Source organism: Caballeronia choica (assembly GCF_001544535.1).
GTDB classification, from domain to species: Bacteria; Pseudomonadota; Gammaproteobacteria; order Burkholderiales; family Burkholderiaceae; genus Caballeronia; species Caballeronia choica.
The window spans coordinates 20,530-46,876 of sequence record NZ_FCON02000017.1 but is presented as its reverse complement, the minus strand read 5'-3'; the positions used below and the strand labels follow the sequence as shown (position 1 = coordinate 46,876).

Here is a 26,347-nt window from a genome sequence, read left to right as displayed (position 1 = left end):
CGTTTTGGGCGCCAAAGAAATTTGCTGTTTCCCACACATGTGTCTCGAAAATGCAATGCCGCCATGTCAGGCGCCATGCGCCAGGTCCATCGGATTTGGCCTAAAGCCTTGCGGGACAAGGGTTTTATGGTTTTGTAAGGTTAGGATCAAGGAATGACTCTATTGACTGTCGATCGCTTGAGGGCTAGGGCGAATTGGCACGGCGAAAGGCGCGCCGCGCGGCAATCGTGGACATAAAAAAAGCGCCTCGCGGCGCTTTTTTGAGTTTCAACCCGACCTTCAACTACAGGAACTACAGAAAAACGGCATCACTTCAGGCTGCCCGACAGGAACTGCTTCAACCGCTCGCTCTTCGGATTGCCGAACAGCTCCTGCGGATGGCCTTCCTCCTCGATGCGTCCCTGGTGCAGGAAAACTACGTGATTCGATACGTTGCGCGCGAACGCCATCTCGTGCGTGACCACGATCATCGTGCGGCCTTCCTCCGCGAGCGTCTGCATCACCTTCAGCACTTCGCCGACCAGTTCCGGGTCGAGCGCGGACGTGGGTTCGTCGAAGAGCATGACGTCCGGATGCATCGCGAGCGCGCGGGCGATCGCCACGCGCTGTTGCTGTCCCCCCGACAGATGCGACGGATACTGCTTCTCCACGCGCGGCGCGAGCCCAACTTTCTCCAGATACGTGCGCGCGCGGTCCTCCGCGTCCTTCTTCGAGAGCCCGAGCACGTTCACCGGCGCTTCCGTCACGTTTTCCAGCACATTCATGTGCGACCACAGGTTGAAGTGTTGGAACACCATCGAAAGCTTCGAGCGCACTTCGCGCAACTGCTTCGGGTCGGCCACCTTCAGCGCGCCGGTCTTGTCCTTCTGCGTGCGGACTTCCACGCCATCGACGACGATACGCCCCTGGTTCGGCTGTTCGAGGAAGTTGATGCAACGCAGCATCGTGCTTTTGCCCGAACCGGACGAGCCGATGACACTGATCACGTCGCCGGCCTTCGCCCTGAGCGAGACACCCTTCAGGACTTCGTTGTCGCCGTATTGCTTGTGGAGATCGTCGACGAAAAGCTTTTGCAACTGTGCATTCATGTGCGGTCCTTGCGGCTTATTTGCCCTGCGGCCGCAGGTACGCGAGCCAGCGATACTCGGCGCGGCGGAACAGCCACACGAGCGCGAACGAAATGACGAGATAGAGCAGGGCGGCGATGCCGAATGCCTCGAACGACTTGTACGTGGCCGAATTCACATCGCGGGCGATCTTGAGAATGTCCGGCACCGTCGCAGTGAAGGCGACCGTCGTGGCGTGCAGCATCAGGATCACTTCATTGCTGTAGTACGGCAGCGCGCGCCGCAGCGCCGACGGCAGAATCACCCGCCGATACAGCGTGAACCGCGACATGCCGTACGCGCGCGCCGCTTCGATCTCGCCGTAGGGCGTCGCCTTGATCGCGCCGGCGAAGATTTCGGTCGTGTAGGCACAGGTGTTCAGCGTGAACGCGAGCAGCGTGCAGTTCATGCCGTTGCGGAAGAACTGGTCGAGCAGCATGTGATCGCGTACGACCTGCAGGCTGTAGAGCCCGGTGTAACAGAGCAGCAGCTGCACGTAGAGCGGCGTGCCGCGAAACACATACGTATACAGCCACACGCTGCGCGACAGGAGCCGGTTCTTCGACACCCGCGCGACCGCGAGCGGTATCGAAAGGCAGAAGCCGAGCCCGATCGATATGACCAGCAGCCACATCGTGATGGCGAGCCCGGTGATGCGGTAGCCGTCGGTGAAGAGGTAATTCTTCCAGTATTCCTGGATGATTTCGAGCATGGAGTCCGCCGCTTGTTATAGGTCTGCCTTGCGCACGCCGATCGAATAGCGGCGTTCCAGCCAGATCAGCACGAGATTCGAGACGGTCGTGATCACCAGATAGATCGCGCCTGCGAGCAGCGTGAAGAAGAAAAACCGCAGCGTGCCCTTGCCGGCGTCCTGCGAGGCCTTCACGACATCGGCGAGACCAATGATCGACACGAGCGCCGTCGCCTTCACCATCACCTGCCAGTTGTTGCCGATGCCGGGCAGCGCGAAGCGCATCATCTGCGGGAACATGATTCGCGAGAAGGTCTGCCACGGCGTCATGCCGTAGGCCGCGCCCGCTTCGAGTTGCCCGCGCGGCACGGAAAGAAACGCGCCGCGGAAGGTTTCGGTGAAATACGCGCCGTAGATGAAGCCGAGCACGAGAATGCCGGCGAGGAACGGGTCGATGTCGATCTGATCCCAGCCGAGGAGGTCGGTGAGATTGTTCAGCCAGATCTGGATGCTGTAGAAGAGCAGCAGCATCAGCACGAGATCGGGGACGCCGCGAATCAGCGTCGTATACAGCGTGCCGATGCCCGACGAGATGCGGTTCCTGGAAAGCTTCGCCGCCGCGCCGATCAGGCCGATCACGAAAGCGAACGCGAGCGACAGCACCGCCAGTTTGACGGTCTGCCAGGTGCCCGAGAGAATCAGCGGCCCGTAGCCTTGAAGCATGGTGATCCTTGATGACGTGCGGTTTGCCGCTGGGTGGATGGTCCGTGACGCCGTTCGCGCCGGCCCGGGTGGGAGCCGCGTCGACGGTCGGTATTCTAGGCGTCCAAAATTGGGGCACGGCGATTTTGAGGCGCGGTGCGGGATGCTTGCACGCCCCTCGCGCGACCGGCCGACGCGCTTTGGCGGACCCAACCCGGGGCGCCGCCTGCGAAACGCGCGGTATTTTACCCGAAGGCGCGCAGGGCGCGAGGAGAGCCGGAGTTGGCCGCGAGTGGTCCGCGAGTTGTCCGATTACGCGCGTTTTCAGGACGGTGTAGTGCCGTCGCGCCCGTTGTTCGGCGGGGCGGGCGCCCTTACATTGGATGCATCGCAAAACCAACCGGAGAAACGGGATGTTCGAGATTCGACGCGGCAATGAACGCGGTCATGCCAACCACGGCTGGCTTGATTCGTACCACAGCTTTTCCTTCGCGGATTACCACGATCCGGAGCACGTTCACTTCGGCGCGCTGCGCGTGATCAACGAGGATCGCGTCGCGGGCGGCCAGGGCTTCGGCACGCACGGCCATCGCGACATGGAAATCATCAGCTACGTGCTCGAAGGCGCGCTCGCGCACCGCGACAGCATGGGCAACGGCTCGACGATCCGTCCGGGCGACGTCCAGCGGATGAGCGCCGGCACCGGCGTGCGGCACAGCGAGTACAACGGCTCGCCGAGCGAAACCGCGCACTTCCTGCAAATCTGGATCATTCCGGACGCGCAGGGCACCGCGCCGGGCTACGAGGAAAAGCGCTTCGAAGACGACGAGAAGCGCGGCCGCCTGCGTGTGATCGCATCGCCGTCGGGCCGTGATGGCGCGGTCCGGCTGGGCGCCGACGCTGAAATTTACGCGGGCCTCTTCGATGGCGACGAGCGCGCCGGGTTCGACGTGCCGGCCGGACGGCGCGTGTATGTGCACGTGGCGCGCGGGACGGTGTCGGTGAACGGCAAGGTGCTGAACGGCGGCGACGCGGCGAAGCTGGAGGATGTGTCGAAGGTGACGCTCGATCATGGTCAGGATGCCGAGGTGCTGCTGTTCGATCTGGCTTAAAGCACCGCAAGTAGAACGCGAAAAAGCCGCGGGAGCGTTTCCCGCGGCTTTTTTAATTGCGCGGCGGCCTGACGATCAAGCGCCGATCGCTACCGCCGCCCCGCCTTCGACTTACGGCTTGGCCGGCGGCGTCGCGCCGCCCGCGTTGGGCGCGCCGTGCTGCTTGCTCCAGTGCTCATGCATCTTCTGCTCGCGTTCATGCATCTTCGCGAAATGCTTCTTCAGCGCCGTGCTGACGGTGGTTTTTTGCTGGTCGTTCAACGAGTTATAGAAGTTGAGCCACGCGGTGGAAGTCTGTTCGCGCAACTGCGCGTTCTGCTGCTCGATCTTCTGATGCGCCGCGTGCATCGCGTTCAAGTCGAGAATCGGTTGCTGCTGCATCGATTCGAACTGCTGGCGCATCTGCTTGTGGCTCTCGCGCATGGCCGCGTGGTTCTGCTTCATCGTGTCGAGCGCGGTTTGCCACAGTTTTTCCTGGTCGGCGTTAAGCTTCAGTTGGCCGTGCAGTTCGTTCAACTGCTGCTGCATGCGCATTTCCATGCGATGGCCGCCGTGGCCGCCCATCGCCATGCCGGGGCCGCCGGGCGGCGGCGCGTCGGGTGCGGCGGGCGTGGCCGCGTTGGCGGCGCCGATCGTCATGGCGAGCGCGGCGGCGGTAATGGCGAGGATTCGGGATTGCTTCAGCATCGTGGACTCCGGGTTTTTGATTTACGAGGCCGAGTCGGCGTTGCTTGGTGTCGTGTCAGGACTCACGCCTTCGGTGAGACACAGCGTAGAGTTTCCTCAGAGAGACCGTGTTACGGCAACCGTCTTGCTTGTTACGCCGCTTTACGAGCCGCTTTCGCCGTAACACCCCGTAACCCATTGCGGCCCGCGCGGCGCAGATGCGGCTGTGGCCGCGCGTTAAACTTCCTCCCATGACTACTCAAATCCTTGTCGTCGACGACGACGCCGAACTGCGCGATCTCCTGCGCGACTACCTGGTCCGGCAGGGCATCGAGGTTTCGGTGCTGCACGATGCCGGTTCGCTCGAACGGCGCATCGAACGCGAGCGCCCCGACCTGATCGTGCTCGACCTGATGATGCCGGGCGTCGACGGCCTGACGGCGCTGCGCAAGCTGCGCGCGTCCGGCGACGACATCCCCGTCATCATGCTCACCGCGCGTGCGGACGACGTCGATCGCATCGTCGGGCTGGAGCTCGGCGCCGACGACTACCTCGGCAAGCCGTTCAATCCGCGCGAGCTGCTCGCCCGCGTGCAGGCGGTGTTGCGCAGGCGGCGCACGATTCCGTCGGCGGCGCCGGAGCAGCGCGAGCCGTTTTCGTTCGGGCGTTTCCGGCTCGACTTCCAGTCGCGCACGCTGCAACAGGACGACAAGCCGATCACGCTGTCGGGCAGCGAATTCGCGTTGCTGAAGATCTTCGTCAACAACCCGATGCGCACGCTCACCCGCGAGCGCCTGCTCGAACTGCTGCACGGCCCGGAATACGACGGCACCGACCGCGGCATCGACGTGCAGGTCTGGCGTCTGCGGCGCATCCTCGAAACCGACCCGTCCGCGCCGCGCTTCATCCAGACGGTGCGCGGGCGCGGCTACGTGTTCGTGCCGGACGGCGAGCAAAATGCGCCGGCCCATTGATTCGCTGTTCGGCCGGCTCGTCGTGCTCGTCATCGGCGTGCTGGTCCTGTCGCATGTTGCGTGGTTCGCGGTCATTCGCGTCGAGCGTGACAACAACCAGACGCGCTACGCCGTCGAAGAGGCCACGTTCCTCGTCGAGGCCGTGCGCCAGCACATCGCCAATTCGCCGGACCAGCCGTTGCCGTCGCGCGTGCGGGTCGTCTCGCCGACGAGCCCCGACGTGCCCAAGCCCTTGGCCACGAACGCCACCGACGACCTTCCGCCGCCGCTAGGCCGCTTTCTCGACGACATCCGCGACCGCTTCCCGGACGGCACCGACGTGCGCCTCGGCGAGCCGGGCGCGCCGCCGAGCGTCTGGGTGCGCGGCGTCAGGGACACGAACTGGATCGTCGTGCCCGTGCAGCCACTGCGCCCGCCGCGTTCGCGCGACCGCATGCTGGTGTGGCTCGCAATCATTTTCAGCACCGCCGTCATGGCCGCCTTGCTCGCCGCGTGGCAGTTGCAGCAGCCGCTGCGCTCGCTTGCGCAGGCGGTCGCGCGCTTCGGCCGCGGGCAGCCCACGCCGCCCGTGCCCGAGCGCGGCCCGCGCGAATTGCGGCAGTTGACGCACGGTTTCAACCAGATGGTGCGCGAGGTCTCGCAGACCGAGAACGATCGCGCGGTGATGCTCGCGGGCGTCGCGCACGACCTGAAGACGCCGCTCGCGCGGCTTCGCCTGCGCGCGGAAATGATGGACGAGCCGAAAATGCGCGACGGCGTGGTGCGCGATGTCGATTCAATGGCGCATATCGTCGACCAGTTTCTCGTGTTTGCGCACGATCGCGCCGACGGCAGCGAGCCGATCGAAGTGGACCAGCAATGCGAGAAGATCGCCCGCACTTATCGCGCGGTGGCGCCGAACGCCCCGCCGATCCGCACGCGCCTCGAAGCGGGCCCGAGCTTCGTGCTGCCCGCCGCGACGCTCGACCGGATCATCTCGAACCTGCTCGACAACGCGCACGCTTATGGCGCGCCGCCGATCGTCATCGAGACATCGCGCGGGGCGCACGGCTGGGTGTTGCGGGTGGCGGACCACGGCGCCGGCATCGCGCCGGAAGATCTCATCAAGGCGAGCCGGCCGTTCGTGCGGCTCGATCCGGCGCGCGGCGGCAGCGGTCACAGCGGCCTTGGGCTCGCGATCGTCGAGCGGCTCGCGCGGCGCATCGGCGGCGAATGCGAGATCGGCAATCACGAGGGCGGCGGCTTGCAGGTGGTGATGACATTCCCGTTCGATGTGGCGACGCGCCCCGTCGCCGAGCGGCGCACGGGTTCGCAGCGGGAAGAGCGGACGATCTAGCGGATGATCCTGGCGGCGTTCTAGTCGAACAGCGTTTCCAGTGCCGAGGCAGCCTCGCTGTCGACCGTGTTGTAGGTGACCGTCGACGCCTCGAAGATGTAATGCGTCGTGTACTTGCCGAGGCGCTCGAGAATCTCCTCCTGGATGATTTCCGGCGCGACGTCGATTTTCAGGAACCAGGTGGTCGATGAGAGCCGGGTCTGGAACGAGCCATATTCGGCGAGCAGGTGGTCGAATGCTTCAGCGTCCTGATCGCGGCAGACGATGACCAGATTTCCCTTCATGCAAACCTCCTGAGGACAGCGGCGTCGGATGTCGAAATTCGATGATACCTGCTGTCGTTCTGCGCGTCCCGCAACGCTTTCAGGCTACTGCAGGGCGCTTACATGCCGGTCAGGGAGTTCTCAGCCCGGCGCGCGGACGGCATCGAATCGGCCGGGCGCACTTCGCTGCGGTCGCGTCCGCGCGACTTCGCTTCGTAGAGCGCGAGGTCGGCGCGGCTCAGGATCCATTCGGTTGCGTCGCCCTCGGCCAGTTCGGTGATGCCGATGCTCACGCTCAACACAGCGTCTTCGGGCAGATGGGCGCAATGCTCGTGGTGAAAGCGCTTTCTCAGGCGTTCGAGCACGGCCTGCGCGTCGGCGAGCGCGGTCTGCGGCAGCAGCAGCCCGAATTCCTCGCCGCCGAGCCGGCCAATCGCGTCGCTCGGGCGCAGTTGCGCGCGGCACACTTCCACGAAATGCTCCAGCGCCCGGTCGCCCGACGCATGGCCGAAGCGATCGTTGATCTGCTTGAAATGGTCGAGATCGGCGATCGCGACCGACAGCGGCGTGCCCGCCGCGCGCGCGAGTTCGACCTCGTGGCGCAGCGTATCGAGGAAATAGCGCCGCGAGAGGGCGCCCGTCAGCGCGTCGTGGCGTGCCTCCGCCGACAGCAGCGTATTGGCCGCCTGCAGTTGCTCGGCGAGATCGCGGGTTGCACGGTGCAGGCGCCGCTCGCGGGAATACGACGTCGCGATCACGGTCGCGAGCGCGACGATGCCGAGCATCGTCAGGAACACGAGGATGCGGTCGCGGCTGTGATTGCGCGTGAGGTCCGGCCAGCTCGTGAGCGGATGGACGATATGCGCCGAGAGCCCCGAGTTGAGGCCGGTGCGTTCGTCGTAGAGGGCGGGCGTCGCGCTGCCGTTGGCGGCGTAGAACGTGTCGGCGACCGCGGTCGGCAGCCACTTCTCCGTCGCGCGGATCTGCTCGCCGATGCGCGCGACCCGCAGATCGGGAAAGGCTTCGCGCCGATAGTGGTCGACCCGCTCCTGCACCGTCATTTTCGTGACCGGCGCGTTCGGCATCGCTTCGTATTCGAGGCGGCCGTCGTGCGCCATCACGACGACGCCGTTCTCGTCGGTCACGAAGGTGCCGGCGCGCGACACCCAGTGCCGCAGCCGGTCGATGCTCACCTTCGCGATCACCGCGCCGACCAGAAAGCCGTCGTCGTCGTAGACCGGCGCCGCGATGAAGATGCCCGGCTCGCCCGAGAGCCGCCCCACGCCGTACATTTCGATGAAGCCGCCCAGCAGCGCGCGGGCCACATAGCCGCGCCCGCTCATGTCGAAGCCGATGAAGCTGGTTTCGTCGTTGGCGTTGCTCGACGCCACGCACAGGCCCTGGTCGTTGACGAGCCAGACCGAATCCAGCCCGGAAAAGCCTTGCGCGTCGTGCAGGAAACTATTGACCTTCACGAGTTCGGGGCGCGACATCCACTCGTTGCGGCGCTCGGTTTCCGACGTCGGCGCCTTCGACGCATAGTGCCGCGACGCGAGGAGGGCGTGCTGCATCAAGTCCATCTGGGCGAGCGTGGCGGGAATCGCCCGCGACATCGCGAGATCGCTCGCGATGATCTGCGCCATGTTGTCGACGATGGAGGCCGCCATCTGGCGCTCCGCGCGCACCGTGGCGGTCATTTCTTGTTGTACCATTCGGTCCGACAGTGCGCCGGCCATGACCCAGCACGCGCATGCGAGCAACGCGAGGCCGAGCGCCGCGGTCACATGGTGCAAGGTTGTCTTGTTCATCGATCCTCTAGTCGCGAAGGGCGCATCGGCCGGACAATTCTTCTTTTAGCAGACAAGCCACGATTGGACGATGTTTTTGGCCGGCTATCAAGCTTCTTGTCGGTCCAGGCGGCGTGCAACGAACAAAAAGCCGAGTTTATCCGCTGCTGATAGCCAGTTTCGTGGATCGAACGCGAGGCGGGCCGTGTGAACCGCGGCCGGCCCCGGTCGCGTCTGCCGTTCGTGCTTCGGTTCGTGCTCAGGTTCGTGATTCGGTTTGTGCTTTGGTTATTGCTTTATTTTGCCTTGCGCCGGACCTTCATTTTGCCTCGCCGATGCCGATGAGCAACACTCGCTGCGCGCGATTCCGCCGGCATGTCGGCCGCGCGGTTGTGCCTGTCATCAAGGATGGTGTAGTGTCGATCGGTTCGGGGCCGGCTGGCAGCCCAGGCAAGATCCCGCACCACGCGCGCAAAGCAAATAGCCTCACGGGGAGGGCCTCTGATGGATTTTGGTTTCAATCTGAACCGCATGGCGAACGCGTCGGCGTGGCGGCTTTTGCCCAATCGCTGGGATTTCGTCGCGTTCCCGATGATCATCTGCGTGATCGCGCTCACCGCCATCGGCTTTCACGAGACGATGGCGCCGATCTCGACCCTGCAGACGCAGGCAATTTCGCTCGATCCGTCGAACTTGCCGGAATACGCGTTGCGCACCACCTTGCGCATGCTCGCCGCGATGGTCGCGTCGCTCGTCTTCACGCTCGTCTACGGCACGCTCGCCGCGAAGAGCCGGCGCGCGTCGGTCGTGCTCGTGCCGATTCTGGACATCCTGCAATCGGTGCCGGTGCTCGGCTACATCTCGTTTACGGTCACGTTCTTTCTCGCGCTGTTTCCAGGCCGCGTGCTCGGCGCCGAACTCGCCGCGATCTTCGCGATCTTCACGAGCCAGGCGTGGAACATGACGTTCAGCTTCTATCAGTCGCTGCGCACGGTGCCGCGCGACCTCGACGAAGTCTCGCGCGGCTTTCACCTCACCAACTGGCAGCGCTTCTGGAAGCTCGAAGTGCCGTTCTCGATGCCGGGCCTCATCTGGAACATGATGATGTCGATGTCGGGCGGCTGGTTTTTCGTCGTCGCGTCGGAGGCGATCACGGTCGGCAATCGCACCATTGTGCTGCCGGGCATCGGCGCGTACCTGGCGACGGCCATCAGCGAGCGCAACCTGCATGCGATCGGCTGGGTGATCCTGGCGATGACCATCGTGATCCTCGCCTACGACCAGTTGATGTTCCGGCCGCTCGTCGCATGGGCCGACAAGTTCCGCATGGAGACGACGAGCTCGGGCAACGCGCCGGAGTCGTGGCTGCTCGACCTGATCCGCCGCACGCGGCTGATTCACCGGCTGCTCGTGCCGGCCGGCTGGATGCTCGCAAAGGCGGCGCGCGTGCCGATCAAGCTGCCGGCGATACAGACTGTCCGCATTCCGCTGCCGAAAGGCACGTCGCCCGGGCGCGCCGGCGACATCGCGTGGGCCACGGTGATTCTGCTGGTCACGGCGTTCGTCGTCTGGAAGGTGACGCTGTTCGTCATGACGGGCGTGACGTGGCACGAAGTCGGGCATGTGTTCGTGCTCGGACTCATCACACTGTTGCGCGTGGTCGTGCTGATCGCGATCGCCTCGGTGATCTGGGTGCCGGTCGGCGTGCTGATCGGGCTGCGTCCGGCGCTCGCGGAAAAGATCCAGCCGGTTGCGCAGTTCCTCGCCGCGTTCCCGGCGAACCTGCTGTTTCCGGTGTTCGTCGTCGTGATCGTGAGATTCAATCTGAACCCGGACATCTGGCTCTCGCCGCTGATCGTGCTCGGGACGCAGTGGTATATCCTTTTCAACGTGATCGCGGGCGCGTCGTCCTACCCGAACGACTATCGCGAGGCCGCGACCAACTTCCAGATCAAGGGCTGGCAGTGGTGGCGCCAGGCCATGCTGCCGGGCATCTTTCCGTACTACGTCACCGGCGCGATCACGGCGTCGGGCGGCGCGTGGAATGCGAGCATCGTGGCCGAAGCGGTGTCGTGGGGCAAGACGAACCTCGTCGCGCACGGGCTCGGCGCCTATATCGCCCAGACGACCGCTGCCGGCGACTACCCGAAAATCATTCTCGGCATCGCGGTGATGTCGCTCTTTGTCACGCTGTTCAACCGACTGCTGTGGCGCCCCATGTACGCGTATGCCGAAGCGAAGCTCCGGCAGGATTGAGGACGAGTTCCGATGGAGAACGTGAAGATCATGCAAACGCCCGTGCAGCAAAAGACCGCGACTCCGCCGGCACCGCCGCGCCTGGGCGACGAGATCCTGCGCGTCGAGAACGTGAGCCGCGGATTCAACAAGACGCAGGGCGAACTGCTCGTACTCGACGACGCGAATCTTTCATTGCGCGAAGGCGAGATTGTCGGCTTGCTGGGGCGCTCGGGGTCGGGAAAGTCCACCTTGCTGCGGATCATCGCCGGGCTGATCGAGCCGACGGGCGGTAACGTCACTTACCTCGGCGAGCCGTTGCGCGGACCGGCCAAGGGCGTCGCGATGGTGTTCCAGACCTTCGCGCTGTTCCCGTGGCTGACCGTGCTGCAGAACGTGGAGGCCGGGCTCGAAGCACAAGGCGTGGGCGCGCGCGAACGGCGCGAGCGCGCGCTCGCCGCGATCGACCTGATCGGCCTCGACGGTTTCGAGAACGCGTATCCGCGCGAGTTGTCGGGCGGCATGCGCCAGCGCGTCGGTTTCGCGCGCGCGCTCGTCGTCGATCCGACGCTGCTGCTGATGGATGAGCCGTTCTCCGCGCTCGACGTGCTGACCGCCGAGAACTTGCGTACCGATTTGCTCGATCTCTGGACGCAAGGCCGCATGCCGATCAAGTCGGTGCTGATCGTCACGCACAACATCGAGGAAGCGGTGTTCATGTGCGACCGGATTCTGGTGTTGTCGTCGAATCCGGGGCGCGTGATGGCCGAGATCAAGGTGCCGTTCAGGCATCCGCGCAACCGGCTGGACCCGGCGTTCCGGCGTCTCGTCGACGACATCTACGCGAAGATGACCGCCCGCAAGTTCGGCGAGGCGACGAAGAAGGGGCTGGAGCTGGGAAGCTGGCTGCCGAATGTCTCGACCAACCTGATGGCCGGTCTGATCGAGACGCTCGCCGCCGATCCCTATCATGGCCGCGCCGACATGCCGGAAATCGCGCGTTCGCTGCATCTGGAGGTGGACGACTTGTTTCCGGTTGCCGAAGTCTTGCAGCATCTCGGTTTTGCCGACGTGCGCGAGGGCGACATTTTCCTGACGCCGCCGGCGCGCGTGTTCGCCGAGTTCGGCACGCAGGAGCGGAAGATGATGTTCGCCGAGCATTTGTTGCGGCATGTGCCGCTCGCGGCGCGGATCAAGAAGGTGCTGAACGAGCGGCCGGGGCACCGCGCGCCGCGCGTGCGCTTCGAGCAGGAGCTGGAGGATTTTCTGTCGGATAAGGCGGCCGAGGAAACGCTCGATGCGGTGATTACCTGGGGCCGGTACGGGGAGATTTTCTCGTATAACGATCAGACGGAAATGCTGAGTCTCGAGGACGTGGAATCGTAGGGCGGTGGTGTTTGGTTGGGGTGTTGTTTAACGCCGTTTGATGCGCCCAGGCTTTCATGACAGAAGGGCAAAACCATCAAACGGCGCAGCCGCCCTCAACCTCGATCGCCAGCGACCACCTGCCCCTACTGCAAATTCCCCCACCGCTCGACCGCCGGTTCCGCCGATGCCCACCGCCACCCGCTCGGCTGCTTGCACGCGGTGGCGAGGAACCAGTCCTGATGCACGCCAGGCCCATCCCCATCGGCGACCGAGAACGCGAACTCCTTGCACTCAGCAAGCGCGCTGCTGAATTCGCGCAACACCCTCACGTCACCGTGACCGTTCTCCACCGGCAATGTGTGCTTCACACTCCAGGGCCGCGTTTCGCCAATTGCCGACACCCCCGCCGTCACCGCAATCGCATCCTGCTGATCCTTGTGCAGCGACTTCATCAAACGCTTGACCGCTTCATCAGTGGCCGCCTGCACCGCGATACCCACGCCGATGCCGATCGCCGGATTGCTCGTCACGAGGCCCGTCGCGACACCCGCCGCCGCGCCGCTTGCCGCGCCAACCGACGACGATACGCATCCGCTCACGAACACGCTACTCGCGGCCGCCGCCGCAAGAATCAGGACAAGACGCACCGTCATTGCAGCGCGCCCCAGCGCGGCGTCGCCGGTTCTGCCGACGCCCACTTCCACTTGTCGCCGTCGCGGCAGACCGAGGCCACGTAGAACGCGCTGTCGGCGGCGCGATCTTGCGTGGCGTCGCGATCCACCGAAAACACGATCTCCTTGCAGTCGAGCGTGCCGCTGCTGATCGTGCGGCTCACCGTCACGCGGCCTTTCTCGTCTTCCTCGATGGGCACCGAATGCGTGGCCCGCCACGGCGCGACCGCTCCGATCGCGAGCGGCCCGGCCGCGGAGGCGATCATGTCCTGCGTATCGGTGTGGACGACGCGCTGCGAATACTGCACGCCCGCGCGGGCCGCGGCGACCGCGCCGAGGCCGATGCCGGTGGCGACCGCCGCGTTGTTGGTGATCGAGCCGGCGATCGCCGCGCCCGCGATGCCCGCGCCCGCGGTGGCGCCTTCGCTATAGAGTGAGTTGCAGCCCGTGAGGCTCGAACAGGCGATCGCGCCCGTGACTATCGCGGCCAGCGCGACGACGCTTCGCCGGCGCCGTTGAACCAATGTCTGCATGTTGCGTTTTCCTTCGTCTGCCTGTCGACCCAGAGTTAGCGATTTAGCGCTGACTCCGGTCCCAGGCAACGTAGCTGCGTTCTTTATTCTTTCGATGTGATTTCACACCGGCCGGACCCTGGTGGATAAAGCTCGGAACCCTAAGCAATCCGCTTGCCCGCGCATTTTGAAGCAAGCGCGTAAGACCGCAAAAAGGAAAATTGCAAGAAATTGCAAATGAAGGAAACGGATGACGTGGGGGAAGGCGGATGAATCAAATGAATCGGGAAGCAAGCGCGCCGACAGATCAGCCCGACGCGGCCAGCGAGCGCTGGCCGCGCTGAATCAACCTTCCGTCGGCGGCCCCGACGCGTCCGCGTCGGCGCCTTCGTTCTCGTAGGCGCCGAGCCGGTTATAGAGCGTCTTCAGGCTCACGCCGAGCGCCTTCGCGGCGCGGCGCTTGTCGCCGCCGCAATGCTTCAGCGTGCCGAGGATGATCTGCTTCTGAGCGTCGGCGAGCGGCGTGCCCACCCACACGTTCATCGCATCGCCCTGCGTGACGGGCTTCTTCACACGCGACGCCAGATGCGGATGCGCGATCTCGACCGTCTTCTCCGCGAGAATGAACGCGCGATATACGGTGTTCTTCAACTCGCGCACGTTGCCCGGCCACGAATACGTGCGCAGCATGTCGAGCGCGCGCTTGCTGAACGCCTTGCTCGTGCCTTCCTGCGCGTTCATCTCCGCGAGGAAATGTTGCGCGAGAAACTCGCGGTCGGAATCGCGTTCGCGCAACGGCGGCGCGCGCAACGGAAACACGGCGAGCCGGTACATCAGGTCTTCGCGCAGGCCGTGTTCCTTGACCGCCGCGACGGGATCGCGATTGGTCGCCGCAATCACACGCACGTCGGAATGGATCAGGTCGCTACCGCCGACCCGAAAGAAGGTGCCCGTCTCGAGCGCGCGCAGCAGCTTGACCTGCCGCACGGGCGACATCTCGGTCACTTCGTCGAGAAACAGCGTGCCGCCGTTCGCATGCTCGAAATAGCCGATGCGGCCCTGCACGGCGCCCGTGAAGCTGCCTTTCTCGTGGCCGAACAGTTCGGCTTCGATCAGGTTGTCGGGAATCGCGCCGCAATTCACGGCGATGAAGGGCGCGTCCTTGCGCGCGCTGTGATCGTGGATCGTGCGGGCGATCAGTTCCTTGCCGGTGCCGGATTCGCCGATGATGAGCGCGGTGGCGTCGGTGGATGCCACGCGTTCGATCTGCGAATACAACTCCATCATCACAGGTGACGAGCCGTATAAAAGTCCATATGACTTCAAGCCCGGCACTTCTCCCGCGTTGCGTTTCTTCTGCGTCGGCGTATCGCCCGAGGCGATGGCCGGCGGGTCCAGTTCGGTTGACGCCATGTATCTTGTGTCCTGCAAATGTTGGTCGGGCGCTCGGGTGCGGGCGGCCAACGGTGTGCGCGCCAAAACGTATCGGGTTCGAGTTCGCGCGGCGCCGTTACGGACGAATCACTCCGCGAAGGCGGCGTGCATCGGGCTGCTGCATGGCGTTTCGCGCAAGGCATTCGCCATGCCGATTCCCGGCTGCCAGCCTCGGGTCGAACCGGTGCCGATGTCCGATGCCTGCGATGCCCGAATTCCCCCTGTCGTTGCCCGTTCCGGCCACGCCGGGTGCGCAGGCGCGCGGCTATCTCAATAACGCTATTTAACCATTCGCAGCGATGTCGCGGCAATCGGCATCGGTTCAATGGCCCAATTTGTCTGATCGTGACGAGGCTTTCTGGCAACGTCCGGAAACGTTCGCCGGGCCTTCGTGAAAGTTACATGGCGACGGCGTAATTGTTACCCGCAACCGAGGGCGCCCGTGCTTGCGCGCAGTCCGCGCAGCGGTCCTGAAATGGCGCGAGGGCGTCTCCTGGCACGAAAGCTGCGGAGGGGTGGCTACCTGTACTCGAAGACGCCGATTTCGGCACATCGCCATGGAAGACTCCCTGAATTTCGACATTCCCGTTCGCGACCGAGAGCGCCCCGCGCGGCGTGCCCGAGCGGCCCGTTCGGGCAGGGCGTCGGCGGATCGGCCGGAACTCCAGGCCGGCGAGCCGATCGACATCTATCACTGGGCCGCCGTGGCGCTCGTGACGGCGCTGATGTGCGCCGTACTCGCGTACGCGGCCGGCACCCCGGGGCTTTCGCGCGCGGCGAACGTGACGAGCGTCGTATTCGGCGCGATGGGCTGTGCCCTCTTACTGGCCGGAATCGTCCGGATGCTGCGCTCCCGCCTCGGTCACGGTCGCGTTGCGTAGCGGCTGCGGCCGCTGCGTTTGCCGTGTCTAATGGAGAGTGCGCGCAGCCGCTTTTTGACATCACACACTATGCGAGGACCTCACGACATGAGTCAGACAACTGTCCAGCTTGCATTGGGCAAGCAAAAGATCATCGAAGACATCAAGATGCTGCTGAACGACTCTGAGGAGTTGCTGCGACTCTCCGCGACGCTCCCCGGCGAGGGCGTCGATGCGCTGCGCTCGCGCCTGCGCGATCACGTCGATACGGCGCGAAATGCGCTGGAAGATGCCCAGGCGAACGCGCAGTCGCGCTATCGCGCGGGCGTAGACTGCACTGAGAAATACGTGCGCGACAACCCGTGGCAGGCGCTCGGCGCGGCGGCTGGGATTGGTTTCTTCGTAGGCATTCTGATTTCGCGCTGATTTTCCGGCGAATTCACGCCGTTGATCTTTGACAAGAAGGGAGAAAACATAATGGCACGACCGAGAATCGGAATCTTCGGTGCGCTTTTCGCCGTAGGCAGCGTGTTCGCGTGGAAATGGATGCAGTCGCAGGACACCGCCAGAAAACGCGCAGCGCGCGATCTGAACCGCTGGGAAGACGAAGGCGGCAAGGTGGTGACGCCGTCGAGCGCCGCAACGGCGCCCGCCCACACGAACGGCAGCGGCGCGATCGGCGGCACGCCCGAAGCGTGGAATTTTCCGCGTAGCTGACCACGCCGAAAGCGTCATCCGCGAGCATCGACGCACGTCCTCACGGACGTGCGTTTTATCTTGATAAAGCCTTATAATCAATTGAGAAGCGGCCATAATTTCGCTATATGGCAATAATTGCGTCACGCGTTTATTGGTATGCGAACGGTCGGCAAATTTTTCATTTTCAGCGCATTTCCGGCGTTCGCCGGAAGCCGCGCTTCTGGCCTGGCGGCGTTGCGACGACTGCCCAGAGAAGCCCGCGCCGCATGCCGGCGCGTGACCTGACAACGCTTTAAAAAAGACTCAAGACGCATGCCACATGTATTGATTGTCGATGACGATCCCAGTACCCGCGAGGCACTAGCCGCGATCATCGGCGAAGACGGACTGACGACAGCCACGGCCGGCGACTTGCGCGAGGCGCGCATCCAGCTCGTGCGGCAGACGCCCGATGTCGTTTTCACCGACCTGAAGCTGCCGGACGGCTCTGGCGTCGACCTGTTCGAGGATCTCGATCCGCGTTCGGGCGTCGAGGTCATCGTAATTACCGGACACGCGACGGTCGAGTCGGCGGTGAGCGCGCTCAAGATGGGCGCGACCGATTACCTCGTCAAGCCGATCAACATGCAGCGCGTGAAGGCGATCCTCTCGCGCTTGCCGCGCCCCGGCGACCTGAAGGCGGAAATCGGCACGCTGCGCGGCGAGCTGCGCCGCATGGGCCGCTTCGGCCTCATGCTCGGCAATTCGCCCGCGATGCAGACGGTCTACGACCAGATCGGCCGCGTCGCGCCGACGGCCGCCTCGGTGCTGCTGATCGGCGAATCGGGCACCGGCAAGGAAGTCGCCGCGCAGACGCTTCACGAACTCAGCCTGCGCCGCAAGCACGCGTTCATCGCCGTGAACTGCGGCGCGATCTCCCCGAACCTGATCGAATCGGAGATGTTCGGCCATGAGCGCGGGTCGTTCACCGGCGCGGATCGCCAGCACAAGGGCTATTTCGAACGCGCGAACGGCGGCACGCTGTTTCTCGACGAAATCACCGAGATGCCGATCGAGCTTCAGGTGAAACTGCTGCGCGTGCTGGAAACGGGCATGTTCATGCGCGTCGGCACGACGAAGGAACTCGAAACCGACGTGCGCCTGATCGCCGCGACCAATCGCGATCCGGAGCAGGCCGTGCTCGAAGGAAAGCTCCGGCTCGACCTGTATCACCGGCTCAACGTGTTCCCGATCAACCTGCCGCCGCTGCGCGAGCGGGGCAAGGACGTCGAACTGCTCGGTCAGGCGTTCCTCGACGAACTGAATTCGCGCTACAACACGAAGAAGCAGTTTCCGTCGGCGGTGCGCGAAATGCTCGCGTCGTATCCGTGGCCGGGCAACGTGCGCGAACTGAAGAATTATGTGCAGCGCGCCTACATCATGTCGGGCGCGGAGTCGGACAGCACGGCGACCGTGCCGCTGCAGATCTCGCTGTCGAAGCCGTCGGCGGGAACGGCGGTGACGATCGCATTCGGCACCTCGCTCGCCGAAGCCGATCGCCAGCTCATTCTCGCGACGCTCGAGCAATGCGGCGGCGTGAAGACGCGCGCGGCGGAGATCCTCGGCATCAGCCTGAAGACCCTGTATAACCGGCTCGTGGAATACGGCGAGGACGCGAACAAGGCGGCCGTCAGCGAAGCGAGCGAACTCGGCGATACAAGCGCGAACGCCTAGCACCATTCCCGAATCGGCAGACGAAAAGCGGCGCCCGTGCATTGAACCTGCGCGGGCGTTTTTCGTTGGCAGTCCGGACCCACAGCGCCGATAATGAGATAGACGGTGGCGCGGTGGAACGCGCGAACAGGGCGGTTCGAGGGCATGGCCCTTGCTGTCAGTGAAGGGAGACTCGCTCGACGGGCAATGATGCCCTCGACTCATCGAGTCCGATCATCACTACAACAACCAGGAGCCGCCATGTCCGATCCCGCTTCCGATGGCACGAACGACACGAACGACGCGAATTCGACGCTCAGCGCGCAGACGCCGCAGGTGCCGGATCCGCCGGTGACGCCTCCCGACGAGCCGCCGCCGCCGCAGATTCCGCCCGACACGAACCCGGACCCGACGCGTGAACCGCCGACTCCGCCGATGCAGCCGATCGGCGATCCGCCGCCGGGACCCAACGAGACCCCGCACGTGCGGTAAGGTGCCGAGCACCATTAAACAAGCCGCTAAACACGGGACAAAAAGCGCAAAAAAGGGCGCATTCCCCGAAAGCGTGCAAGGGTTGAAGAAATTTCCACGTTCGCTGTAGCCATTACAACGAACGGCGCAACAATGACCGGCCCGCGCACGCGGAGCCGGTCGTTTTTTCGCTTGAAGCCTGGTCGCCGCCGACTCCTTCAACGACGGCCTTCTCTCCTGGAGGCACCATGAGGCACCCCGCACTCCGACGCTCCGCGCGTCATTCGTCCAAGCGCGAAGCGCGCGTCGAAGGCACCAAGGAAACACCGCCGCCCGTCGAGGCATCGGACCCGTCGCTGCACGATCCCGCCGGGCAGAACCGCCGCGCGCCTGACGCCCCGCCCGATGGCGAGCACAACCAGGGCGGCGTACGGCGCGAAGGAATCGAGTATCAGCGCGACCTCGGCTCGGAGCAGGACGCCTGATACTTGGGCGACATCCGCGCGAGCGCCCATACAGATTTTTCTCCGCGACACTGGGCGGTCGCGTGTTTCCGTTCGTCCGTAACATCCAAATACAAATTTCATTCTGCGGATTGAGACATTCGGCACATGTCTTGCATACCTTCAATCGCCAATTCGAGCGTGCAACGACAACTGATGAGGTGACGCTGTAATGAGCAGATTGATCGTGGTATCGAATCGCGTCGCGCCGATCCAGGAAGGCAAGCCCGCAGCCGGCGGCCTGGCGATCGGCGTGCTGGACGCGCTAAAGGAGACAGGCGGAGTCTGGTTCGGGTGGAGCGGCGAGATCGTGGGCGAGGCGTCGGCGCCCGTCATCGAGAAGCGCGGCAACGTGACCTACGCGACCGTCGGCCTGACGCGCCGCGATTACGACCAGTACTACCGCGGCTTTTCCAACACCACCCTGTGGCCGACCTTCCATTACCGCAACGACCTGTCGCGCTTCGATCGCGAGGAATACGCCGGCTACGCGCGCGTGAACGCCATGCTCGCCGCCAAACTCAAGGCGCTGATCGAACCCGACGACATCATCTGGGTCCACGACTACCACCTGCTGCCGTTCGCGCAGGAATGCCGCGCACTCGGCATCAGCAATCCGATCGGCTTTTTCCTGCACATTCCTTTCCCCGTTCCCGAGGTGATGCGCACGGTGCCGCCGCACGAGGAACTGATCAAGTCGATGTGCAGCTACGACATCGTCGGGTTCCAGACCGAAGCGGACAAGCAGTCGTTCGTCGACTACATCGAGCGCGGCGGCGTCGGCCATGCCAGCGACGACGGCATGGTCCAGGCCTACGGCCGGATGCTGAAAGTGGGCGCGTATCCGATCGGCATCTATCCGGATGTCATCGCCCGTGCCGCCGAACAATTTTCGAATCGCAAGCCGGTGAAGAGCCTGCGCGACAGCATGCGCGGACGCAAGCTCATCATGAGCGTCGACCGGCTCGATTATTCGAAAGGGCTCGTCGAGCGTTTTCAGGCGTTCGAGCGCCTTTTGCTGAATGCGCCCGGCTGGCATGGCCGCGTGGCGCTCGTGCAGATCGCTCCGCCGACGCGCTCCGACGTGCAGACCTACCAGCGCATCCGCCAGAACCTGGAAGGCGAGGCGGGCCGTATCAACGGCCGCTTCGCGCAACTCGACTGGACGCCGATCCAGTACCTGAACCGCAAGTACGACCGCAACCTGCTGATGGCGTTGTTCCGGCTGTCGCAGGTCGGCTACGTGACGCCGTTGCGCGACGGCATGAACCTCGTCGCGAAGGAATACGTGGCGTCGCAGGACCCGGCCGATCCGGGCGCGCTCGTGCTGTCGCAATTCGCCGGTGCCGCGGACCAGTTGCCCGGCGCGCTGGTGGTCAATCCGTTTGATCTGTCGCAGATGTCCGAGGCGCTGGAACGCGCACTGTCGATGCCGCTCGCCGAGCGTCAGGCGCGTCACGCCGACATGATGGCGCCTTTGCGCGAGAACAACCTTTCCGTCTGGCGCGATTCGTTTCTGAGTGATTTGCGCAGCGTCGCGACGGCGGCGTCGATGACGAAGAAAACCGTGAAGCAGGTGACCGAAGCGAAGCCGCGGCCGGCGAAGGTATCTAGCTAGGGTTTCGCTTTTTTTCTTGTAAGCCCCGCGCCGGGTTGACCGGCGCGGGGCTTTTTTGCTGTTTTGGGAGTTGTCTGATAGATCAGTTGGGTGGCAGGCCGATAAAAGTCCGGACCTCAAACAAATGAAAACAAAAAAGGAACGGACCTGTGAGACGGTATTACATCAAGGTAGGCGACAAGACAACAAGTGGCGCCCGAGTTACCGACGGCATGGATTGCATGACTCATCATGGAACGATGTTGTCGTTCCTGGGCGCAAAGGTCTATTGCCCTGCGTGTGAATCCGAGGGCTATATCGTCGGCACTGGCCCGCGCTGGCCGGACGATCTGATGGGGAAGCGTGCGGCATTGGACAATGACATCGGCATGTGCAAATGCCAGCCGACGCCGCGCCTGATCGCGTCACAAGACGACTTGTTCCAAACGTTTGAAGCGCATGAGCTGGCCGAGATGGGATTTGCGCCAACCGGCGTGCTATTGCCGAAGCCGCCACTCGGAACCTTCGATGAGCGTGTGCGAATTGTCGACGCGGATGGTAAGCCCATTTCTGGCGTGCCTTATCACATCAAGGATCGGTCAGGCCGCACGTACAAGGGACTAACCGATGCCAGTGGATACTGTCCGCGTGTATTCACTGAAAACCGACAAGACCTTTTAGTAAGCGTCGGCATCAAGGCATTGGAGCAGTGGAAATCATGAGCGATTATCAGTATCCAGTTCCAACAAACGAGCGGCCAAGTTCGCAGACGGATGTGCTCGGGTATTTGATGCCAGCGCGTCCGTTCTTCTTTGTAGTGGTAGAAGAGGTGGGAAAGGACGGCTTTCTCGTGCGAAAGATCTATGCTGCGCCAGATAACCTGTATTTACAGAAGATGGATTTGTCACCCGCACAGCAAATACGCGAACTCTTTCCTGAACGGTACGGTTTGTCGCCGAAAGACTCCGAGTCCGTGACAAGCGTCGCAGAGCACGTCATGGGAAACAACAAATCCGCGTTTATATCCACCAGTGAGCTTTTTCCCGGGGGTTCACCTCGCTTCGTCGGGAAAAGCATTTACATTGACATTGCGAAGGCAAAGCGATCGGGTGCGACGCTGATCGACACCGGCGGGATTCTTCGCTCACTCGAACAATATGGCGCCCAGAATCCGCACCTTGACAGGCGGATAACGAAAATTGCAACCTATGTGCGCGACATCGACAAGGAAATACTCATTAAGGGAAAGCGGGTTCCGGCCAGCGCAGTTTTCACGGATCGTTCGCTGAAAGCGACGATGGGGTTCACAAAGTATGCTCGCGTCGTTCAGGTCGTCGGCATCGTGTTCACCGCTTATGATTTGAGCGTCGCGGCGGATGAGTCATTTCGGACCCAACGCGTGGAGCCGATAGCCAAAGAAGTAACCAGGCAGACCGGCGGCTGGTTGGGGGGAATTTCGGGCTTCAGGATCGGCGCCGCGGCGGGGGCGATGGTTGGCATCGAAACGGGACCGGGTGCCTTCGTCACCGGTCTGATTGGGGGCATCGTGTTCGGCGCGATTGGATATTTCGGCGCTGAAGCTGCGGCCGAGCAGCTCCCGAACTAACAGAACACGAGAGACATTATGGTCGGTATAAGGAAGTTGCTCGATATGCGCATTAACCGGGAGCGCACGCGTGCGCTCGAATGCATCTTCGACACTACGCATAAAGAACTGCGGCACAACTTCCTTGTCGCCCCGCCTGGTTTTTTGGACTCGAAACCTCCAGTGTTTCCGAGCGCGCAATACCTCGGCGATATTGACATCAAAGCGACGGTAACGACGTTTCAGATTGAAAAGCAGCAGATACCTGTCATATACGGTGTTATTGAGGGATGCGGTTTTGTGTCCGTGAGGCCCGGGATTTATGTCGGCAACAAGTCTGAACACGATATACGTAAGGTACAACTGACAATAACGAACCGCTTCGGTGGTGCGGTTGTCTCCGTTCTCTCGAATGACATGGACGCGCTATGGAAGTTGCATGGCGCACAGCTTAATCCGCCACCGCCGTGGATTGCCTTTCCCGACACCGACCCGGACAGCCTTGGTTCTTTACAAGGCGTTATCGAATATTGGTGGACCACCTTCTGGAATCCGTTTTGGGATACGCTGGATTCCGCGAAACAGGATGAGTTTTTGCACGATCGGAACGCCACCCTCGCGTGGCGTGAGTGTGTTTTCGCTCACCATTCAATCGCGCGACGGCCCTGAGACAATGAAGGCCCGCAAACCCGGTTTACCGGCGCGGGGCATTGTTTTTTCGAGCGCCGCCCGCGCGGCACGGCCCTTGCGATCCCGTTCAAGAACGATCAACGGAGGTCGATGATGAGCGGAAGCACACTGAACCCGCCCGACGAGGGCGGCGTTACGATCGGCAAGGGCCACGGAACCGGCGCACTGGGCCCGAGCGATTCGTCCGACAGCGGCTCGGACGTGCAAGGCGAAAAGCGCTACCCGGGCGATATCGAAGACGAACTCGATGCGCACGCGCTCGGCCAGTCGGCGGCCGAACTGGCGAGCGATACCGACCGCTACGGCACGGGAGAGGCGGCATCGGCCGACGGCGACAACAATCTCCGGGCCGACGCCGATATCCTGCCGGACGACGTCGAGGACGAAACGCGCGACATCGGCGACGAAACGGCTGACCCGGCCGACGACGAGAACCTTTAGCCCAGACAGACAGGCTGGAATGGAGCGGCGCGTTCCCCTCGGAACGCGCCGCTTTTTTGCGACTGGCGTTACGATCGGCGTTTCGAGCTTCCCGCGCCATCACGCCGACGATGAACCACGACATCACTCCCAATCCCGCACCGATCGCCGAAGGCCGGACGTCGAAGCTGCACGGCTGGCTGTCGTGGGTCGTGGACCCGGTGACGCAATGGACACAGGACCATTGCTCGATGTTTTCCGCTTCGATCGCGTTCTTCGCGGCATTTTCGATCGCGCCGACGCTCGTCATCGTGATCGCGGTCGCGAGCATTTTCTTCGGCGCCGACGCCGTGCAGGGACGCCTCTTCGGCGAGATCAGCGGCGTGGTGGGCACGGACGCCGCGCGCGCGCTCGAAGCGATCGTCGCGAACGCGTGGCACGCGGACATCGCCCGGCGCACGGCGATCCTGTCGGCGGCGGGCGTGCTGATCGGCGCGTCGGCGACGTTTTCGTCGCTGCATAGCGCGCTCAACGTCATCTGGCCGACGCCGATTGTCAGCACGCGCGAGACCATCGTCGGGCTGTTGCGGGTGCGGGTGATGTCGTTCGGGCTCGTGGTGGGCGCGGGGCTGCTGATCGTCGGGCTGCTCGTGCTCGATACGCTCGTCGAACTGGTCGGGCGGGTGGTTTTCGGCGACAGCAATCCGTTCCTCTTTCTCGCGAGTGTGACGCAGCGCGCGATCTCGCTCGCGATGCTGATGCTTGCCTTCACGGTCCTGCTCAAGTTCCTGCCGAGCACGCGGATGAAGTGGCGCGACGCGGCGCTTGGCGCGCTCGCGGCGGCGTTGCTGTTCGAAGGCGGCAAGCGGCTGTTCGCGTTGTACCTGAGCCATGCGGGGACGGCGAACATGTTCGGCGCGGCCGGCTCGCTCGCGGTCATCCTGATGTGGCTGTATTACTCGGCGGCGGTGTTTTTGCTCGGCGCCGAGCTGGCGGCGACGGCCGCGCGCAAGCGGATGCATCGGGAAGCGGGCTGGCGGTAGTTGATAGCCGGCGCTCGGGTTTGGGTGTGAGCACAACCCGCGGTGCAAAGAAAAACGCCTTCGAAACAAGCCTCGAAGGCGTTGGAAACAGAACAGAACACCGCGACGCTCAAGCCTGCCGACGCAACTCCGCCGGCGGCACCTTCATCAAATGCCGGTACTTCGCCACCGTCCGGCGCGCGACGATCACGCCCTGGTCCGCGAGCATCTTCGCGAGGCTCACGTCCGACAGCGGATCGTTCGAATTCTCCTTCGCGATCATCTCCTTGAGCAGCGCCCGCACGGCCGCGGCCGAACACGTTCCGCCGCTTTCCGTGCTGAGTTCGCGCGGGAAGAAGTGCTTGAACTCGAAGATGCCGCGCGGCGTCGCCATGTACTTGTTGCCCGTCGCGCGCGAGATCGTCGATTCGTGCAGTTCGAGTTCATCCGCGACATCGCGCAGCACGAGCGGCTTCAGCGCGATCTCGCCGTAATCGAAGAACGCCTTCTGATGCGACACGATGCATTCCGCGACGCGCTGGATCGTCGTGAAGCGCTGCTGCGCGTTGCGGATCAGCCAGCGCGCCTCCTGCAACTGCTGCGCGAGCGGCGAGCGGCTCGCGCCCGCCGACTGCGCGAAAAGCTCCGCGTACATCCGGTGAATCCGCGCACGCGGCAACACGGCCGGGTTGATCGTCACGACCCAGCTTTTCTTCACCTGCCGCACGATCACGTCCGGCACGACATAGTTGTCCTCGGCCTGACCGTAGTTTTCGCCCGGCTTCGGATCGAGCTTGCGTACCAGCGCGCAGGCGATGCGCAGTTCATCGGCGCTGCAGCCGATCTTCTTTTGCAACTCCGCCTGCTCGCGACGCGCGAGCCGCTCCAGGTGATGGCTGACGATTTCCAGCGCGACGGCGCGTCCCGGTGTCGTCGACGGCAGCGCTTCGAGTTGCAGCGACAAACATTCCGACAGGTTGCGCGCGCCGACGCCCGGTTTGTCGAGCGACTGCACGAGCTTGAGCGCGATCGTCAGTTCGTCTTCGTTCAACTCGGGCTCGATGTCGACGAGCGCGGCAAGCTCGGACAGGTCCTGGCGCAGATATCCGTCGTCGTCGAGCGCTTCGATGATCAGTTGCGCCACTGCGCGGTCGCGATCGTTGAGCGGGTACAGGCGCAGGGTGTCGTGCAGCGTCTCGTGCAGCGACGGCTCGATCCGCACCCAGTCCGCCGGGTCCGAGCCCTCGCCGTCGCCGCTGTTGCGCGACGCCGAGCGGCCGAATGGATCGGACGAGAACTCGCTCATCGAATCGTCGTGGGACGAGGAGTCGCCGCTGTCGGCTGTGTCCGCGGCGACTTCCGCGACGAGCGGCGCCTCACCGGCATCGTTCGCGGCGGCGGGCGTCGTTTCGGTCATCGAACTGCCGTTGTCGTTGCTGAGCGCGTTGTCGTCGGTCTGCGACTCGTCGTATTCGAGAAACGGATTGGTATCGAGCGCGTTGCGCAATTCCTGCTGGAACTCCAGGGACGAAAGCTGCAGCAGGCGGACCGATTGCTGAAGACGCGGCGTGAGCGCAAGGCTTTGCTTGGCACGAAGTTCTAGGGTGGGCATTGCGTGATGATCCTCGTTTGTTCTTTGGCGGAACCGGCTTTCGTGACGCCCTGATAAGCAACGGTCGTGCCATGTTCGGTCAAAGCCGCATGGCGTCTGGTTTCCGCATTGCGTGCACGAGGATTGCGGAGCCCGCCGCGACTCGCTTCCGCGCAGTTTTTACACAACTTCCGACAAAAGCGCCGCAGGGTCCGTCGCGTATTCGTGTGATGTCCAAATGGTGAAATGTGCGTGTCGAGGAAGTGTCCGCAGTGAGCTGCGATGCCCGGCTGGGCGGGCGTTCGAGGCAATTGGCGCGCTCGCTTTGCGCCTGCTCTTTAAGGCCCCGGCACGCAAGTT

At 63.5% G+C, this 26,347-nt stretch carries 27 protein-coding genes; 17 read left to right on the top strand and 10 right to left on the bottom strand.

Annotated features, from left to right (window positions below; genetic code table 11):
• Positions 1–308 precede the first annotated feature (308 nt).
• From AWB68_RS10540 to AWB68_RS10530, 3 genes are read right to left on the bottom strand one after another with little or no spacing between them, the layout of a single operon-like run.
• Positions 309–1,088: an ABC transporter ATP-binding protein gene (locus tag AWB68_RS10540; protein WP_087644284.1), complete on the bottom strand. Its 780-nt coding sequence runs from the start codon at positions 1,086–1,088 to the stop codon at positions 309–311.
• A 16-nt stretch (positions 1,089–1,104) separates the two neighbouring features.
• The gene (locus tag AWB68_RS10535) at positions 1,105–1,818 is read right to left on the bottom strand and encodes an ABC transporter permease (protein WP_087644283.1); all 714 of its coding nucleotides are present in this window, start codon (positions 1,816–1,818) and stop codon (positions 1,105–1,107) included.
• 15 nt (positions 1,819–1,833) lie between these two features.
• A complete protein-coding gene (locus AWB68_RS10530; protein ID WP_087644282.1) occupies positions 1,834–2,520 on the bottom strand; it encodes an ABC transporter permease in 687 nt (228 codons plus the stop codon).
• A gap of 392 nt (positions 2,521–2,912) precedes the next feature.
• Between AWB68_RS10530 and AWB68_RS10525 the strand changes: the two genes are divergently transcribed.
• On the top strand, positions 2,913–3,611 hold the full coding sequence (locus tag AWB68_RS10525; RefSeq protein ID WP_087644281.1) for a pirin family protein: 699 nt from the start codon (positions 2,913–2,915) through the stop codon (positions 3,609–3,611).
• Positions 3,612–3,722: 111 nt separating this feature from the next.
• Here the strand turns inward: AWB68_RS10525 and AWB68_RS10520 are convergent, their stop codons facing one another.
• Positions 3,723–4,298 carry a Spy/CpxP family protein refolding chaperone gene (locus AWB68_RS10520; protein ID WP_087644280.1) on the bottom strand — a complete coding sequence of 192 codons (576 nt, stop codon included), beginning with the start codon at positions 4,296–4,298 and terminating at the stop codon, positions 3,723–3,725.
• 230 nt (positions 4,299–4,528) lie between these two features.
• On the opposite strand from AWB68_RS10520, the gene AWB68_RS10515 reads away from it, so the two are divergent.
• Both AWB68_RS10515 and AWB68_RS10510 read left to right on the top strand, forming a co-directional pair.
• On the top strand, positions 4,529–5,251 hold the full coding sequence (locus tag AWB68_RS10515; RefSeq protein ID WP_087629040.1) for a response regulator: 723 nt from the start codon (positions 4,529–4,531) through the stop codon (positions 5,249–5,251).
• The gene (locus AWB68_RS10510; protein WP_087644279.1) at positions 5,235–6,587 is read left to right on the top strand and encodes an ATP-binding protein; all 1,353 of its coding nucleotides are present in this window, start codon (positions 5,235–5,237) and stop codon (positions 6,585–6,587) included. Before AWB68_RS10515 ends, AWB68_RS10510 begins: the two co-directional genes overlap by 17 nt.
• A gap of 20 nt (positions 6,588–6,607) precedes the next feature.
• On the opposite strand, the gene AWB68_RS10505 is transcribed toward AWB68_RS10510, so the two are convergent.
• On the bottom strand, positions 6,608–6,871 hold the full coding sequence (locus AWB68_RS10505) for a double-stranded DNA-specific endonuclease (RefSeq protein ID WP_087644278.1): 264 nt from the start codon (positions 6,869–6,871) through the stop codon (positions 6,608–6,610).
• 98 nt (positions 6,872–6,969) lie between these two features.
• Positions 6,970–8,658 carry a sensor domain-containing diguanylate cyclase gene (locus tag AWB68_RS10500; protein ID WP_087644277.1) on the bottom strand — a complete coding sequence of 563 codons (1,689 nt, stop codon included), beginning with the start codon at positions 8,656–8,658 and terminating at the stop codon, positions 6,970–6,972.
• 483 nt (positions 8,659–9,141) lie between these two features.
• On the opposite strand from AWB68_RS10500, the gene AWB68_RS10495 reads away from it, so the two are divergent.
• The gene (locus tag AWB68_RS10495; protein WP_087644276.1) at positions 9,142–10,893 is read left to right on the top strand and encodes an ABC transporter permease; all 1,752 of its coding nucleotides are present in this window, start codon (positions 9,142–9,144) and stop codon (positions 10,891–10,893) included.
• A gap of 12 nt (positions 10,894–10,905) precedes the next feature.
• Positions 10,906–12,258, top strand: coding sequence for an ABC transporter ATP-binding protein (locus tag AWB68_RS10490; protein ID WP_087644275.1), 1,353 nt, complete (start codon positions 10,906–10,908; stop codon positions 12,256–12,258).
• 125 nt (positions 12,259–12,383) lie between these two features.
• On the opposite strand, the gene AWB68_RS10485 is transcribed toward AWB68_RS10490, so the two are convergent.
• The 3 genes from AWB68_RS10485 to AWB68_RS10475 all read right to left on the bottom strand — a co-directional run bounded on the left by AWB68_RS10485 (position 12,384) and on the right by AWB68_RS10475 (position 14,836).
• The gene (locus AWB68_RS10485; protein WP_087644330.1) at positions 12,384–12,893 is read right to left on the bottom strand and encodes a hypothetical protein; all 510 of its coding nucleotides are present in this window, start codon (positions 12,891–12,893) and stop codon (positions 12,384–12,386) included.
• Positions 12,890–13,444, bottom strand: a complete 555-nt coding sequence (locus tag AWB68_RS10480) for a hypothetical protein (RefSeq protein WP_087644274.1) — start codon at positions 13,442–13,444, stop codon at positions 12,890–12,892. The genes AWB68_RS10485 and AWB68_RS10480 overlap by 4 nt, the downstream gene beginning before the upstream one ends.
• Positions 13,445–13,768: 324 nt before the next feature.
• Positions 13,769–14,836 carry a sigma-54 interaction domain-containing protein gene (locus tag AWB68_RS10475; protein WP_087644273.1) on the bottom strand — a complete coding sequence of 356 codons (1,068 nt, stop codon included), beginning with the start codon at positions 14,834–14,836 and terminating at the stop codon, positions 13,769–13,771.
• Between the two features lie 578 nt (positions 14,837–15,414).
• Between AWB68_RS10475 and AWB68_RS10470 the strand changes: the two genes are divergently transcribed.
• The 12 genes from AWB68_RS10470 (at position 15,415) to AWB68_RS10415 (ending at position 24,417) form a co-directional block, all read left to right on the top strand.
• On the top strand, positions 15,415–15,738 hold the full coding sequence (locus AWB68_RS10470; RefSeq protein ID WP_087644272.1) for a hypothetical protein: 324 nt from the start codon (positions 15,415–15,417) through the stop codon (positions 15,736–15,738).
• Positions 15,739–15,825: 87 nt separating this feature from the next.
• Positions 15,826–16,143, top strand: a complete 318-nt coding sequence (locus tag AWB68_RS10465) for an ElaB/YgaM/YqjD family protein (RefSeq protein ID WP_087644271.1) — start codon at positions 15,826–15,828, stop codon at positions 16,141–16,143.
• Positions 16,144–16,194: 51 nt separating this feature from the next.
• Positions 16,195–16,434, top strand: coding sequence for a hypothetical protein (locus tag AWB68_RS10460; RefSeq protein WP_087644270.1), 240 nt, complete (start codon positions 16,195–16,197; stop codon positions 16,432–16,434).
• Between the two features lie 294 nt (positions 16,435–16,728).
• Positions 16,729–18,129: a sigma-54-dependent transcriptional regulator gene (locus AWB68_RS10455; RefSeq protein WP_087644269.1), complete on the top strand. Its 1,401-nt coding sequence runs from the start codon at positions 16,729–16,731 to the stop codon at positions 18,127–18,129.
• 240 nt (positions 18,130–18,369) lie between these two features.
• A complete protein-coding gene (locus AWB68_RS10450; protein WP_087644268.1) occupies positions 18,370–18,600 on the top strand; it encodes a hypothetical protein in 231 nt (76 codons plus the stop codon).
• Positions 18,601–18,827: 227 nt separating this feature from the next.
• Positions 18,828–19,064: a hypothetical protein gene (locus AWB68_RS10445; protein ID WP_087644267.1), complete on the top strand. Its 237-nt coding sequence runs from the start codon at positions 18,828–18,830 to the stop codon at positions 19,062–19,064.
• A gap of 190 nt (positions 19,065–19,254) precedes the next feature.
• Positions 19,255–20,700, top strand: coding sequence for an alpha,alpha-trehalose-phosphate synthase (UDP-forming) (gene otsA, locus AWB68_RS10440; protein ID WP_087644266.1), 1,446 nt, complete (start codon positions 19,255–19,257; stop codon positions 20,698–20,700).
• Positions 20,701–20,849: 149 nt separating this feature from the next.
• Positions 20,850–21,401, top strand: coding sequence for a PAAR domain-containing protein (locus AWB68_RS10435; RefSeq protein WP_087644265.1), 552 nt, complete (start codon positions 20,850–20,852; stop codon positions 21,399–21,401).
• Positions 21,398–22,285 carry a hypothetical protein gene (locus AWB68_RS10430; RefSeq protein ID WP_087644264.1) on the top strand — a complete coding sequence of 296 codons (888 nt, stop codon included), beginning with the start codon at positions 21,398–21,400 and terminating at the stop codon, positions 22,283–22,285. The genes AWB68_RS10435 and AWB68_RS10430 overlap by 4 nt, the downstream gene beginning before the upstream one ends.
• A gap of 18 nt (positions 22,286–22,303) precedes the next feature.
• The gene (locus AWB68_RS10425) at positions 22,304–22,933 is read left to right on the top strand and encodes a hypothetical protein (protein WP_087644263.1); all 630 of its coding nucleotides are present in this window, start codon (positions 22,304–22,306) and stop codon (positions 22,931–22,933) included.
• Positions 22,934–23,044: 111 nt separating this feature from the next.
• Positions 23,045–23,395 (top strand): chemotaxis protein, encoded by a 351-nt coding sequence (locus tag AWB68_RS10420; RefSeq protein WP_087644262.1) that lies wholly within the window; start codon positions 23,045–23,047, stop codon positions 23,393–23,395.
• Between the two features lie 110 nt (positions 23,396–23,505).
• Positions 23,506–24,417 carry a YihY/virulence factor BrkB family protein gene (locus AWB68_RS10415; protein WP_087644261.1) on the top strand — a complete coding sequence of 304 codons (912 nt, stop codon included), beginning with the start codon at positions 23,506–23,508 and terminating at the stop codon, positions 24,415–24,417.
• Between the two features lie 109 nt (positions 24,418–24,526).
• Here AWB68_RS10415 and AWB68_RS10410 read toward each other — a convergent pair whose 3' ends face one another.
• A complete protein-coding gene (locus tag AWB68_RS10410; protein WP_087644260.1) occupies positions 24,527–26,008 on the bottom strand; it encodes an RNA polymerase factor sigma-54 in 1,482 nt (493 codons plus the stop codon).
• Between the last annotated feature and the right edge of the window lie 339 nt (positions 26,009–26,347).